Genomic DNA, 13,716 nt, shown 5'->3' with positions numbered 1-13,716 from the left:
CTCAGAGGGCTGAGCGGTACGGGGCCCCGACGGCCACCACCGCGATGTCGTCGTGATCACCGCCGCCGAGCCAGTCGGCGGCCAGCATGTGTACATGATCCACCAGGGCGTCGACCGGCATGCCGGCGCACCGCCGGAGCGCGGCCAGCAGCCGCTCCTGCCCGAACATGTCGTCGCCCAGCGGCCCGCCGCGGGCCTCCGTTATCCCGTCGGTGAACAGCACGCACGTCTCGCCCGGCCGCAGCACGACCTCGGCGGTGGTGGAGCTGATGCTGTGGAACGCGCCCACCAGGGTGCCCCGGGTGGGGACCTCCTCCACCTCGCCGGAGCGGCGGACCACCACCGGCGGCATGTGCCCGGCGCTGGTGACCCGGAGCCGCACCAGCGGGCCGTCCCGCACCACCGAGGCGAGCGCCAGGGTGGCGAAGCGCGGGTTGGCCGGCGCCAGCAGCGCGTCGTTGAGCAGTCCCAGCAGCCGCTGGTGGTCGCCGGAGAGCGGCAGCAGCGCCTGCAGGGTGTTGCGTATCTTGCCGGTCAGCACGGCGGCCTCCAGGCCCTTGCCGCACACGTCGCCCAGCACCACCAGCGTCTCGTCCCGCGGCCCGGGGCCGGGATGGACGTCGTAGAAGTCGCCGCCCACCCGCTCGCTGGCCCGCGACGGCCGGTAGATGCCCGCGTACTCCACGCCGTGCACGGTGGACAGGTCGGGCGGCAGGAGGTTGCGCATCAGGGTGGCGGTGATCGTCGCCTGCTCCGCGTGCAGCCGGGCCGCGGACAGCGCCGCCCCGGCCCGGGTGGCGAAGAGCCGCGCGAAGTCGGGCCCCGGGCGCGCGTCGTCCGCGCCGTCGGAGGCCCCCGTGTCGAGCAGCAGCAGGGCCCCGGCGGGCACCCCCTGCCCGGGCAGCGGCGTCAGCGAGGCGCGGGTCACCGGCCCGGCCAGCGCGCCGGGCACCGCCCAGTCCGGCAGCACCGACGGGTCCAGCGCGATCGTGGCGGGGGAGGGCAGACGGCCCCGCAGCGCCTCGTCCAGGTCCGGCACCGCCTCGGGGTCCGCGCGCAGCACCTCGTGCGTGGTGACGCCGTCCGGACCGCAGGTGGCGACGGGCAGCCCGCGACCCAGCAGGGGGGAGACCACCACCGCCGCGTCGGCCAGGTGCTCGGCCGCCAGCCGCGCGGTCAGCTCCATGCAGCGCTCGGGGTTCAGCGTGGCGAGCAGCGCCCCGGAGACCTCGTTGAGCACGGTGGTGACCCGCCGCTCCTCCGCCAGCCGGCGCTCGGCGCGGTGGCGGGCGGTCTCGTCGGCCAGCCACCAGGCGACCCCGCCGTCGTCGGCGTGGACCGCCAGGGCCCGGAACCAGCGGTCGTCCACCGGGCCGCAGGCGGCGGCGTCGTCCGACGCGGCCGTGGTCCGGCAGGCGCGCTCGTGCGCCTTGACCAGCCAGGAGGGGGCCGCGTCACGCATCGGCACGCCCGCCGCCGCCCGGGGGAAGAGTTCCGCCGCGGCCGCGTTGAGCGTGGTGAGCACCCCCATCGGGTCCGCGGTCAGGACGGGGAAGGGGGCGACGCGCGAAACGCCCCGGTCGATCGCGGCGGCCGAGGGGTTTTCGTGGAGTGAGTGCGAAGAGTCCACGGATCACGGGCGCCACAGATGGTGCTGCGCGCCGACCGCCCTTCTGAACGACATTGGTCCTTCCACCATCCCCCGGGGTGGCGGACCGGTGCAAGTGTGGGCGGAGATGTGTGCGTTGTCACGGACGTGGCCTGGTGCGTTGCCATCGCGGACGGGCGTCAGGACCGCGCCGTCCGGCGACCGAGGCGCACCGGGGGCACACCCGCCGGACGCGGTCCGCGTCACCGCCGGACTCGGGGAAGGCGTCCTGCCAAAGGACCCCGGAGAAGCGGGTCAGCTCCGAGCGGCTGATGGACAGCCCGCAGACCGTCTGGTTGGTCCCCTGCTCCCAGGCGTGCACCTCGCCCGCAGGCAGCCGGCGGCCGTCCTCCTCGTCGGTCCACCGGCCGGACGCCGCGACCGCGTACCGCTTCGGTTCCGGCACGGGCGTCACCTACCCGGCACGGTGATCCGCACGCCGCTGCGCGGCCGGGCCGGCACCCGGTGCAGGGAGATCCGCATGTCCTGGTCCGGCACCTCGTGGTCCAGTCGGGCCAGCCGCAGCGCCAGCGCCTCCAGCAGCGCGATGGTGACCGCCTCGCCGGGACACCGGTGTCCGGTCGCCGGGTCGCCGCCGCCCTGCGGGACCAGCTCGTCGCGTTCCACCGGCCGCTCCAGGAAGCGCTCCGGCCGGAAGACGAACGGGTCGCCCCACAGCTTCGCGTCGTGGTTCTGGCCGAACAGGTCGATGAGCACCATGGCGCCCTCGGGGATCGGCTCGCCCTGGAAGGAGACGTCGGCCGGGGCGCGCCCGCCGACGAACGGGGCGAAGGGGTAGAAGCGCCGCAGTTCGTGGACGAAGGCGGCCAGGTAGGCGGCGTCGTCCGCCCACAGCCGGTCCCGCACGTCCGGCCGGTGGTGCAGCAGGTGGCCGGCGAAGGACAGGAACCAGGTCACCGCGACCGTCGGGCGCAGGACGTTCAGCAGCTCGACCCCGGCCACCCGCGGCTCCAGCAGCAGGCCGTCGGCGTCGCGGTGCCGGGCGATCACGTCGAGCGCGGAGCCCTCCGGCGGGGCCAGCGCGTCGTCGCGGACCTCCTCGACGATCCCCGCGGCCCAGAACTCGCGCCGGGCGCGGGCCCGCCGGGCCCGCCAGTGCCGGGGACCCGCGGTGGCGAAGCCGTCCACCATGGCCACCAGGTCCCGGGCGAGCGGACGGGAGTCCGCCTCGTCCAGCGGCACCCCCGCCCAGCGGCACACGCCGCGGGTGAGCACCACGGCCGCCTCGTCGAACAGCACGACCTCCTCGCGGCCCGCCCAGTCGGGCACCGCCTCCTCCCAGGCGTCGGCGACCCGCTCGGTGAGGTCGGCCACCTGCGCCGGGTCGGCCAGCAGGGACAGGAACATCGCCTTGCGGACCCGGTGGGCCTCCCCGTCCAGGGTGTGCACGGCGCCCTTGCCGAAGAGCGTGCTCAGCACCGGCTCCGGCATCGCGGGGCCACGCACCACGTGGCGCTCGTCGTAGACGAACCGGACGGCCTCCGGGCCGCGCAGCGCGACGGCGGTGCGGCCGGCCAGCCGGGTGCGCAGCGGGGCGCCGTGCCGGCGGACCAGGCCGGGCAGCCAGTCGTACCCCTTGAGCAGCAGTGCGGCGGTGCGGTCGGCGAGGGGGGACGTATCGCGGGACATGGCGGGCGAGTGCCCTCCCGACCGGCCGGAAAACTCCTGGTCCGCCCGATGGGTGCCCGGTCACGCGGGTGTACGGCCGTGCGGGTGAGAGTCGGCCTACCCCCGTCCGGCCTGGGCACCGGCCGTGCACAAGGCGGTGACCGAAGGCCGGCGCCGCCGTCAGGAGGTGGCACGACGATGACCACGAACGAAGCGCACCCGGCCGGAGCCCGCGCACCGGTGCAGCGGGCCGCCCAGGCGGTGGGCCTGGTCTTCGTGCTGGTGGGCCTCCTCGGGTTCATCCCCGGGATCACCACCCACTACGGCGACATGGAGTTCGCCTCGCACGAGTCGGGGGCCAAGCTGCTGGGCGTCTTCCAGGTCTCCGTCCTGCACAACCTCCTCCACCTGCTCCTCGGCATCCTCGGTCTGGCCCTGGCCAGGACCGTGCCGGCGGCGCGCGCCTACCTGATCGGCGGCGGTCTGCTCTACCTGGCGCTGTGGATCTACGGCCTCGCGATCGACCGGCACAGCGACGCCAACTTCGTGCCGCTGAACACCGCCGACAACTGGCTCCACCTGATCCTCGGCCTCGGCATGATCGTGCTCGCCCTGGCCCTCACCCGCGGCCGAGGCGCCGGGCCGACGGGGACGCGCCGGGCGGGCGGCGCCGGGGGCGACGGCGGGCCGCGACCGGCGGCGTGAGGCGGAGGAGCGCTGATCGCCCGGCCACTCCGACCGCCCCGGTGTCGCACCGCACCGGGCGGAGCCCGTCGACGGCGCCCGGGTGGTCACCGCCCGGGAGACGCCGCGCCCCGCCGAGCCCGACGGGGCGCGGAACGAAGCCGCCCGCCGGCGCACAGGTGCGCGGGCGGGCGGCGTGACGTGAGGCGGGGCCGCGTCAGCGGGTGGTGCCGCCGCCGGTGGCGCGACGACGCGCCTGCGAGGGGCGGCTGCGACGGCCGCGACGGGAGGCCGCGGACCGCGAGGCCGGGGCCGCGGCGGCCGGCGCCTGGATGACGACCGGGACGCCGGACGGCGCCTGGGCGCCGGTGATCCGGGTCAGCTCCGCCTCGCCCGAGCGGACCTTGGCGATCCGGGGGGTGATCCCGGCGTCCGCCATCAGCCGGTCCATCTCACGGCGCTGGTTGGGCAGCACCAGCGTCACGACCGTGCCCGACTCGCCCGCACGGGCGGTGCGGCCGCCGCGGTGCAGGTAGTCCTTGTGGTCCGCCGGCGGGTCCACGTTCACGACCAGGTCCAGGTTGTCCACGTGGATGCCGCGCGCCGCCACGTTCGTGGCGACCAGCACGTTCACCAGGCCGTCCTTGAACTGGGCCAGCGTCCGCGTCCGCTGCGGCTGCGACTTGCCGCCGTGCAGCGCCGAGGCCCGCACGCCCACCGACAGCAGGTGCTTGGTGAGCCGGTCCACCGCGTGCTTGGTGTCCAGGAACATGATCACGCGACCGTCGCGGGCGGCGATCTCCGTGGTCGTGGCGTGCTTGTCGGCGTCGAAGACGTGCAGCACGTGGTGCTCCATCGTGGTGACCGCGCCCGCCGACGGGTCCACCGAGTGGACCACCGGGTCGTGCAGGTAGCGGCGCACCAGCAGGTCCACGTTGCGGTCCAGGGTGGCGGAGAACAGCATCCGCTGCCCGTCCGGGCGCACCTGGTCCAGCAGCGCGGTGACCTGCGGCATGAAGCCCATGTCGGTCATCTGGTCGGCCTCGTCGAGGACCGTGATGGAGACCCGGTCCAGCCGGACGTCGCCGCGGTCGATGAGGTCCTTCAGTCGGCCCGGGGTGGCCACCACGACCTCCGCGCCGCCGCGCAGCGCGCTCGCCTGGCGGCCGATCGACATGCCGCCGACCACCGTGGTGAGCCGCATCCGCAGGGCGTGGGCGTACGGGGTGAGCGCGTCGGTGACCTGCTGGGCCAGCTCGCGGGTGGGCACCAGGACCAGGCCCAGCGGCTGCTTGGACTCGGCGCGCTGCCCCGCGAGGCGGGCCAGCAGGGCCAGACCGAAGGCCAGCGTCTTGCCGGAGCCGGTACGGCCCCGGCCCAGGACGTCACGCCCGGCCAGCGAGTTCGGCAGCGTGGCCGCCTGGATCGGGAACGGGGCGGTGACGCCCTGGGCCGTCAGGGCGGACAGCAGCGCCGCCGGCAGGTCCAGCTCGTCGAACGCCTCCACGGCCGGCAGCGCCGGGGTGATGGTGGCGGGCGGCGCGAACTCGGCGGAACGGGCCGGCGAGGAGGGGCGACGGGTGCCGCCCTTGCGGGACGGGGCGCCCTGACGGCCGCCACCGGAGCCGGAGCCCTGCGAACGGAAACGGCCGGCACCGCGGGCGGAGCCGCCGGAGCCGCCGAAACCGGCCGCGGTGCGACGGTCGGGACGCGAGCCGTTGGAACGTGTGGTGCGGTTCATGCGGAACCTTCCTCGATGCGGCACACGTATCGAGGAATTCCCCCGGGCGGATGAACGCCCTGCGGGTATTCGCAATACTGAGCCGGTGAACGGGCGCACAGGGGGCCGGCCGGAAAAGGGCGGGCGACTGCGCCGGAAGAATGAGCCGGACGGTGGACGGGAGGTGAATCTCCGCCACAGAGGCGTCCGTGCGGGGTGGGCGGCGGCGTGACGCCTGGCCGCCCGGTGGTGCCAAAAAGCACGGGACTGGGGCCCGCACCCCAAAGCGTGCGGGCCCCAGTCCGTCGTACGTGTCGGCGTCAGGCAGGAACGATGTTCTCGGCCTGCGGGCCCTTCTGGCCCTGCGTGACGTCGAAGTTCACCTTCTGGCCCTCCTGAAGCTCACGGAAGCCGGAGGTGGCGATGTTCGAGTAGTGGGCGAAGACGTCGGGGCCGCCGCCGTCCTGCTCGATGAAGCCAAAACCCTTTTCCGAGTTGAACCACTTCACGGTGCCAGATGCCATATTGAATCTCCTTCTGGGGCAGTGCCCGGATCCACACCGTGTGGAACCGGAGTCGCTGCGATGATTTCCCGTCCGGAGATGTCCGGCAAGCGGTGAGACTGCCGAAAACAAAAAGAGTGCTCGTCGACGAAAGGGTCGGAAGAGCACTCGAAGCCTCTGGGAACCAAAACTGCAACTTCTGCGACCGTAGCACAGGTGGAGGGGTGATGGGCGGGCGGCGGGCCCCGGAGTGATCCGTGTCTCCTGCGCGCGCCGCCTCCGCACGGTGCCGTGATCGTCGTGCGCCTAGGGTGGGGCGCCCGGCGGGGGAGGAGCGACAGGGGGTGGGACCGGTGGTGCTGCTGAGGGCCACAGGGGTGAGCCGCAGCTACGGGGAACGGGTCGCGCTGCGCGCCGTCCGGCTGGAGGTCGCCCGCGGGGAACGCGTCGCGCTGATGGGCCCGAACGGGTCCGGCAAGTCGACGCTGCTGCGGATCGCCGCCGGACGGGAGCGCCCCGACGCCGGAACGGTCGCCTTCGACGGGGCGCCGATGACCGAGGACGACCCGCGGGTACGGGCCCGGGTGGCCGTCGTCGCCGACACCCCGAGCTGGTACCCCGACCTCACCGTGCGCCAGCACCTGGAACTGGTCGCCGTCGCCCACGGGGTCGCGCCGGAGGAGATCGACACCGTCCTGCGCGACCTCCGGCTCCACGGGCACGGCGACTCGGTCCCGGCCGCCCTGTCCTCCGGACAGCTCCAGTCCCTCCTGCTGGCCGCCGCGCTGCTGCGCCCGCGTGACCTGCTGGTGCTCGACGAACCCGAACAGCGGCTCGACCCCGGCGCCCGACGCCGCCTGGCCGGCATCGTGCGCGCCCAGGGCGAGCACGGCACGGCCGTCCTCTACGCCACCCATCACCGCGAGCTCGCCGGGGCCGCGCACCGGGTCGTGCTGCTGGAGGACGGAGAGGTGGTCGCGGACGGCCCCGCGGACGAGGTGCTCGCCGGGGCGCGGCGGTGACCGGTCCGGCCCAGGCCACGCCGTGGGACGGGAGCCGGGAGCGGGCGGGGACGCCCCACGAGGACCGGACGGCCGAGGTGCTGGCCTGGCTCAGGGCCCGGCGCGGGGCAGAAGGCGCGCGGCGGTTCGTCTCCCGCGCCTACACGGCACTGGTGCTGCTCGCCGGGTGGTACGGCCTCTTCGTGGCGGGGCTGCTCGCCGAGGTGCGGCGGCGGCCGTTCGCCGCGCACGCCGCCGTGGCCGAGGCGGCGTTGCCCGCGGGGCTCGCGGCGGCGGCCGCCTGGGCCCTGTGGGCGGCGCTGCGCGACGCGCTGTGGCGCGGCCCGGTCACGCCGCCCGGGCCGGACGTCGACTGGCTGCTGGTCCTGCCGGTGCGCCGGCGGGCGGTCCTGCTGCCGTGGTTCGCGCTGTCGGCCGCTCTCTGGACGGCCGCCGCGCTGCTGTCGGCGGTCGCCGGGGCCGCCGCGCTCGCGGCGACCGGTCTCGGCGCGCTGGGGCCGCTGACGGCGGCGTGCGCGGTCGCCGCCGTCTGCACGGCCCTGCTCGCCGTCGCCGCGGCGGCGACGGTCCAGCGTTCGCGCCGGGCGGCCCGTGCCGTGCACCGGGTCACCCCGTGGGCGGTGACGGCGCTGCTGGGGGCGGGCGTGCAGACGGTGGCCGCCGCCCGGGGGAGCAGGGTGCGGTGGCTGGAGACGGCCGAACTGTGGTCCGGGCCCTGGGGCTGGGCCGCGCAGCCGGTCCTGGCGGCGGCGGGAGGGACGGCCCCGCTCTGGCCGACGGCGGTGTTGCTCCTGGTGTCGGCCACCGCGGTGGCGCTGTGGCTCGCCGTGCGGTGGCTGGGCGGGATCCCCGCCGGGTCGCTGCGCGCCCGGGCCGGTGCCACGGGCGGGGTGCTGGCCGGCGTCCTCGCCGCGGACCCGCGTGTGGTGCGCCTGGCCACGGCCCGCTCACGGGAGGTGAGGGCCCGGGGGAGGACCGCCCGGTGGGCCGGCCGTCTCCACGCCCCGCGGTTCCCGTGGCTGCTGGTGGTCTGGCGGGACGCGGTGGCCCTGGCGGCCGTGCCGCGGCGGACCGCCTCGGCGGTGGCCCTGCTGCTCGTCGCCGCGGCCGGTGCGGCCGCCGCCGGGGCCGGCGCGGGGACGCCGGCGGCGGCGGCCGCGGGAGCGGCGGCCTACGGCGCGTGCGCCCGGCTCCTGGAGCCGGCCCGGCTCGACGGCGACGACCCCCGCCGGGCCGCCTGGTCGCCGCGGCCGTTCGAGAGGACGGTGGCGGCGCACGCGGTGGTGCCGACGGCCGTACTGACGGTCGCGGGCGCGGTCCTCGCGCTGGTGACGGGCGGACCCCGCGCACTGCCGGTCGTCGCCGGAGCCGTGCCGGTGCTCGTGGCCGCCGGGCTGGTGAGCGCCTACCGGCCGCCCACCCGCACCGCGCTGCTGTACGGGTCGGCCGCCCTGGCCGGAACCGGTCCGGGGCTGGCACTGCTGTGGCACATGGTGGGCCCCCTGGTGGGCGTCGCCGCGGTGACCGTGCTCCTCGGCGGTCCCGGTGACGTCGGCGTCGGCAGGACGACGGCCTGCTGGGCGGTCGCGGCGGTTCTGCTGCTGTGGGCCCGGCGCCGGGCGGCCGCGCTGGTCCGGCCCTGACGGGGCGAGGCCGGGCGCCGGGCCGCCCCCGGGGGCGCGAAAGGCGGTGCCGCCGGGCCCGGTGGGGCTCACCGCGGGTCGGGTCGGTGGCGCGGGTCAGTGGCGCGGGTGGCCGACCATGGTGAGGGTGACCGCGGGAGCCGCGTCGGTGCTGTAGAAGTGGCTGCTCAGGCCCGAGAAGCGGGCGCTGTCGCCGGTGGCGAGGCGGTAGGGCCGTCCGTCCACGGTCAGGGTGACCTCGCCGGAGAGAACCACCACGTACTCCACCGACCCCGCCCCGTGCGAGCTCAACTGGCTCTGAGCATGGGGGTGCAGGCTGGTGCGGTACAGCTCCACGCGGCCCGGTTCGTGACCGGCGAAGAGCAGGTTGACGGAGGTCTCGCCGGGCGGCTCGGGCAGATCGGCGGCGCGCACGATCTCCGGGTGCAGCAGCGGGCGGCGCAGCAGCTCGTCGCAGGTGGTCTCCAGCGCCTCGGCGATCCGGACCAGCACGTCGACGGTGGGGTTGGCCTCGGCGCGCTCGATCTGCGACAGCAGTGCCTTGCTGACCCCGGTCGCCGCCGACAGCTCCCGCAGGCTCAACCCCCGTGCCAGACGGCGCCGGTTGACGTTCCCCGCGAGCGAGGCGCGGGTGCCGGTCGCGGCCGGCGCACCGGAGGCGGTCCGGGCCTCGGCCTGGTGCGGGACCGCGGCCGGGGTGGTCGTGCCGGTCACCGTCGGCCTCCTCGGTCGTCGCAGGTCAGGGGGTGGGGCAGGGTGTCGCGCCGGGTGCCGAACTCTACCGTGGGGCGGGGACGGCGGCGAGCAGCCGACGGGTTTCGGGATGCTCGGGTGCGTCCAACACCCGTGCGGCGGGCCCGGTTTCGACGAGGCGGCCGTCGTGCAGCACCGCGACGTGGTCGGCGATCTGCCGCACCACGGCGAGGTCATGGGTGATGAACAGCACCGCGAAACCCTGGTTGCGGCGCAACTCGTCGAGCAGGTTGAGCAGTTGCGCCTGCACCGAGACGTCGAGCGCGGAGACCGACTCGTCGCAGATCAGCAGCCGGGGCCGGGCGGCCAGCGCCCTCGCCACCGCCACCCGCTGACGCTCGCCGCCGGAGAGGGCCGCGGGGCGCCGGGCGGCGTACCGCTCGGGCAGGCCGACCCTGCCCAGCAGCGACTCGACGGTGTCCGTGCCGCCGCGGCCGCCGCGCCGGGCGGCGTCCAGGGCCTCGCGGAGGGTGGCGCCGACGGTGCGCAGCGGGCTCAGCGAGGCGTAGGGGTCCTGGAAGACGATCTGCGCGTGCGCGGCGATCCGGCGGCGGTCCGCGGTGGAAGGCCGCCGCCCGCGGGGGAGGTCGACCGGGCCGGTGCGGACGGCGCCGTCGTCGAAGGACTCCAGGCCGATGGCGATCCGCGCGAGGGTGGTCTTGCCGGAGCCGGAGCGCCCCACCAGGGCGGTCACCTCGCCGGCGGGCACGGTCAGCGACACGTTTGCGAGCACGTACCGCCCGCCGGCGTCACCGGCCGCGGACCCGAACCAGCGTCCCACGTCCCGTACGACCAGGGCGGCGTCGGGGCCGGGTGCGGCGGCGTGGGGTGCGGGATCCTCCTCGTCGGGTTCCGCGCCGTTCGCTGCCGTGCCGTTCGTTGTCGCGTCGTTTGCCTCCCTGCCGTTCGCCTTCGTGCCGTTCGCCTTCGTGCCGTTCTTCGTCGCGCCGTTCGCCGCTGTGCCGGCCGCCGCGCCGTCCGCCGTCGTGGTCGGCCCGAGCGGCCCCAGCTCGTCGGCGCGCAGGCACGCGGTCGCGCCGAGGGAGGCCGGGCCCGGAGGGACGGGGGTGAGGGACACCGGTGTGGTGCGGCAGACGTCCACGGCGAAGGCGCAGCGGTCGGCGAACGGGCAGCCGGGGCCACGTTCGCCGGGCGCGGGAACGGAGCCGGGGAGGGTGGCGAGGCGGGGCCGCCGCTCGTGGGCGGAGGGCTCGGAGGCGAGCAGGGCCGCCGTGTACGGGTGCCGGGGGGCGCCGCCCAGCCGGTGCGAGGGGCCGTGCTCGACGACCTTCCCGGCGTACAGCACGTGCACCCGGTCGCAGGCGGAGAACGCGACCCGCAGGTCGTGGGTGATCAGGATCAGGCCCATGTCCCGGTCCCGCCGCAGCCCGCCCAGCAGGTCCAGGACGGCGGCCTGGGTGGCGGTGTCCAGCGCCGTGGTCGGCTCGTCGGCGATCAGCAGCTCCGGATCGCCGGCCAGCGCCGCCGCCGTGGCCACCCGCTGCAGCATGCCGCCGGAGAGCTCGTGCGGGAAGCGGTCGGCGACCGACGGGTCCAGCCCCACCTCCACCAGGCGCCGCTCCACCTCGGCCCGCCGCGCCGCACGCACGGCAGGGCCGCGGCCGTCGAGGCCGCGCAGCCCGTCGGCGATCTGCCGGCCGCAGGTGAGCTGCGGGTGCAGCATCGCGAACGGGTCCTGCATGAGCAGTGCGATCCGCCGCCCGCGCAGCGCCGCACGGGCCTTGGGCGCCAGGCCCAGGACCTCCTCGCCGTCCAGCCGGACCGTCCCGGAGGTGACCTCCAGGCCCGGCGGCAGCAGCCCGGCGACCGCCCGGACGGTGAGGGACTTCCCGCTGCCGGACTCGCCGACGATGCCGACGCACTCGCCGGGCGCCACGGTCAGCGACACCCCGTCGACGACGACGGCCCCGCCGCCGGAGCCCGCCGTCACGGACAGGCCGTCGACCTCGAGGAGCGGCGCGGACCCCGCGTCACGGGTGGCGTGGGGGACGTGGGTGGTCGTCACGATCTGCCTCGCTCGGAGAAGGCCTCCAGGACGCGGTCGCCGAGCAGGTTGAGCACGACGGCCGACAGCACGATGAGGGCGGCGGGCGCGAGCGCCGCGCTCGGGTTGGTCCACAGCAGGTTCCGGTTCTCGGAGAGCATCCGCCCCCAGTCCGGTGCGCCGGGCGGCACGCCGAGACCCAGGAAGGAGAGCGAGCTCAGCGCGACCACGGCGCCCGCGAAGTTGAGCAGCGTGTTGGCGACGACCACCGGCAGGGTGTTGGGCCAGATGTGCCGCAGCATCACGGTGCGCCGCGGCAGCCCCAGCGTCTCGGCGGCCTCCACGTACGGCAGGTGCCGCTGCTCCAGCACGGCGGTGCGCACCAGGCGGATGTCGGAGGGCGAGGTCAGCACCACCAGCGCGCAGACGGCCAGCGTCCAGCCCCCGCCGCCGATGCCCGCCACCACCAGGGTGACCAGCAGGGCGGGGACCGCCAGCAGCAGGTCGGCCCAGCGGCGCACCAGCACGTCCGTCCACCCGCCGAGGTAGCCGGCGAGGAGCCCCAGCACGTTGCCGATCAGCATCGAGCCGAGGGCGACCAGCGCGGCGCCGGTCAGGGTGGAGCGGGCCCCGGCGACCACCATGCTCGCGATGTCGCGGCCCAGGTCGTCGGTGCCGAGCAGGTGGCCGTCGCCGGGCATCCGGGCGCCGGCGGTGATGTCCTGGGCGTCCCAGTGGGGCAGCAGCGCCTGGCCGAACGCGGCGGCCGCCAGGAACAGCACGGCCACCACGACGCTCAGGGCGGTCAGCGGCCGGACGAGGCGGGTGCGCCGCGGGCCTCCCGTGCCGGGCAGGGCCGTACCGTGCGCTCCCGTTCCGGCTCGGCCCTGGCCCCGGGCTTGGGCTCCGGCCTGGGCTCGGGCTCGGTCTCGCAGCGAGGTCATCGGCGTTCCTTGGTCGGGCGCGACGGCGTGGCGGGGGCGGGGCGCAGCCGGGGGTCGACCAGCGGCTGGGCGAGCTCGGTCAGCAGCCCCGCCAGGCAGACCAGCACGGCGATCAGCAGGGCCTCCGCCTGCACCAGCGGCACGTCGCGGTACGTCACCGAGTCGACCAGCAGGGAGCCGAGTCCCGGCAGCGCGAAGACCTGCTCCACCATCACCGTCCCGGCCAGCAGGTAGGCGACGACCAGCCCGACGCCGGTGAGCACCGGCACCAGCGCGCCGCGCAGCACGTAGTGGACGAGGATCCGCCGCTCGGCGACCCCGCGGGCCCGCGCGAACGCCACGTGCTCCTTGTCGAGCTCGCGGATCACCGCGGCCCGGGTCAGCTTGAGCAGCACCGCCGTCACGCTCAGCGCCAGGGCCACCGCCGGCAGCACCAGGTGGGGCAGGCGGTCGCCGCCCTCTCCGGGACCGTAGGCGGGGAACCAGCCGAGCATGAGCGAGAAGACGTAGACGAGGACCAGGCCGCCGGCGAAGGCCGGGGTGGACAGGGCGATCAGCGAGGTCGTCTGCACGACGCGGTCCGTCGTCCGGTACCGGCGCAGCGCGGCGAGGACGCCGCCGGGGACGCCGAGCAGCAGCGAGATCGCCAGGCCGAGTCCCACCAACTGCCCGGTGAGAGCGAGCCGTCCCCCGATGGTGGCGGCCACCGACGCGCCCGTGCGGATCGAGGTGCCGAGGTCCAGGCGGAGCGCGTCGCCCGCCCAGCGCAGGTACTGGACGACGAACGGCTGGTCGAGGTGGTGCCGGGCGCGGACCGCGGCGAGCGCGTCGGGGGTGGCGTTGCGGGGGCCGAGCAGGGTGCGCGCCGGGTCGCCCGGGGCGGCCTGGAGCAGCGCGAACACCGCGACGGACAGCACGAACAGCAGCGCCAGTGTGCCCCCGAGCCGGCGCAGGACGTAACGGGCGGTCATCGGTCGCCTCCCTCAGGGCCGGCACAGCTACTGGCGTCGGCGTCGGCGTCGGCGGCGGCGCCGGGGGGGGGGGCCCCCCCGGCCCAGCCGTTCGGTGGGGGTGCGGGCGTTGCCGAACCGGGCGCCCCCCCCCTTCTCCGCCGCCTCGCGGGACGCCTCGATGCGGTCGGCGAGGGTGCGGGGCGAGCGGGTGC

At 76.2% G+C, this 13,716-nt stretch carries 12 protein-coding genes; 3 read left to right on the top strand and 9 right to left on the bottom strand.

Annotation, left to right across the window (positions count from 1 at the left end; translation table 11 throughout):
• Position 1: 1 nt before the first annotated feature.
• From ACFRAV_RS20930 to ACFRAV_RS20920, 3 genes are all read right to left on the bottom strand, one after another.
• Positions 2-1,531, bottom strand: a complete 1,530-nt coding sequence (locus tag ACFRAV_RS20930) for a PP2C family protein-serine/threonine phosphatase (protein ID WP_382557735.1) — start codon at positions 1,529-1,531, stop codon at positions 2-4.
• A 217-nt stretch (positions 1,532-1,748) separates the two neighbouring features.
• Entirely contained in the window at positions 1,749-2,054 is a 306-nt protein-coding gene (locus tag ACFRAV_RS20925) for a hypothetical protein (protein ID WP_382557733.1), read from the bottom strand.
• Positions 2,055-2,059: 5 nt separating this feature from the next.
• Entirely contained in the window at positions 2,060-3,298 is a 1,239-nt protein-coding gene (locus tag ACFRAV_RS20920; protein WP_382557731.1) for a cytochrome P450, read from the bottom strand.
• A 177-nt stretch (positions 3,299-3,475) separates the two neighbouring features.
• On the opposite strand from ACFRAV_RS20920, the gene ACFRAV_RS20915 reads away from it, so the two are divergent.
• Positions 3,476-3,982, top strand: coding sequence for a DUF4383 domain-containing protein (locus ACFRAV_RS20915; protein ID WP_382557729.1), 507 nt, complete (start codon positions 3,476-3,478; stop codon positions 3,980-3,982).
• Positions 3,983-4,178: 196 nt separating this feature from the next.
• Here the strand turns inward: ACFRAV_RS20915 and ACFRAV_RS20910 are convergent, their stop codons facing one another.
• Together ACFRAV_RS20910 and ACFRAV_RS20905 are read right to left on the bottom strand one after the other, a co-directional pair.
• Positions 4,179-5,702 (bottom strand): DEAD/DEAH box helicase, encoded by a 1,524-nt coding sequence (locus tag ACFRAV_RS20910; RefSeq protein ID WP_382557727.1) that lies wholly within the window; start codon positions 5,700-5,702, stop codon positions 4,179-4,181.
• 299 nt (positions 5,703-6,001) lie between these two features.
• Entirely contained in the window at positions 6,002-6,205 is a 204-nt protein-coding gene (locus ACFRAV_RS20905; RefSeq protein ID WP_108952184.1) for a cold-shock protein, read from the bottom strand.
• Positions 6,206-6,528: 323 nt separating this feature from the next.
• Here ACFRAV_RS20905 and ACFRAV_RS20900 point away from each other — a divergent pair, with 323 nt between their 5' ends.
• Together ACFRAV_RS20900 and ACFRAV_RS20895 are read left to right on the top strand one after the other, a co-directional pair.
• Complete coding sequence (locus ACFRAV_RS20900; RefSeq protein WP_382557725.1) at positions 6,529-7,206, top strand: ATP-binding cassette domain-containing protein; 678 nt, start codon at positions 6,529-6,531, stop codon at positions 7,204-7,206.
• The gene (locus ACFRAV_RS20895; protein WP_382557723.1) at positions 7,203-8,849 is read left to right on the top strand and encodes a hypothetical protein; all 1,647 of its coding nucleotides are present in this window, start codon (positions 7,203-7,205) and stop codon (positions 8,847-8,849) included. The genes ACFRAV_RS20900 and ACFRAV_RS20895 overlap by 4 nt, the downstream gene beginning before the upstream one ends.
• Before the next feature lie 96 nt (positions 8,850-8,945).
• On the opposite strand, the gene ACFRAV_RS20890 is transcribed toward ACFRAV_RS20895, so the two are convergent.
• The 4 genes from ACFRAV_RS20890 to ACFRAV_RS20875 all read right to left on the bottom strand — a co-directional run bounded on the left by ACFRAV_RS20890 (position 8,946) and on the right by ACFRAV_RS20875 (position 13,522).
• On the bottom strand, positions 8,946-9,563 hold the full coding sequence (locus ACFRAV_RS20890; RefSeq protein WP_382557722.1) for a helix-turn-helix domain-containing protein: 618 nt from the start codon (positions 9,561-9,563) through the stop codon (positions 8,946-8,948).
• 64 nt (positions 9,564-9,627) lie between these two features.
• Positions 9,628-11,628 (bottom strand): ABC transporter ATP-binding protein, encoded by a 2,001-nt coding sequence (locus ACFRAV_RS20885; protein ID WP_382557721.1) that lies wholly within the window; start codon positions 11,626-11,628, stop codon positions 9,628-9,630.
• The gene (locus ACFRAV_RS20880) at positions 11,625-12,551 is read right to left on the bottom strand and encodes an ABC transporter permease (RefSeq protein ID WP_382557719.1); all 927 of its coding nucleotides are present in this window, start codon (positions 12,549-12,551) and stop codon (positions 11,625-11,627) included. The genes ACFRAV_RS20885 and ACFRAV_RS20880 overlap by 4 nt, the downstream gene beginning before the upstream one ends.
• Complete coding sequence (locus ACFRAV_RS20875; protein ID WP_382557717.1) at positions 12,548-13,522, bottom strand: ABC transporter permease; 975 nt, start codon at positions 13,520-13,522, stop codon at positions 12,548-12,550. Before ACFRAV_RS20875 ends, ACFRAV_RS20880 begins: the two co-directional genes overlap by 4 nt.
• Positions 13,523-13,716 lie beyond the last annotated feature (194 nt).

The sequence above is a fragment of the Streptomyces sp. NPDC056600 genome, assembly GCF_042792855.1.
GTDB lineage: Bacteria > Actinomycetota > Actinomycetes > Streptomycetales > Streptomycetaceae > Streptomyces.
This window is presented reverse-complemented; position numbering and strand designations above follow the sequence as displayed.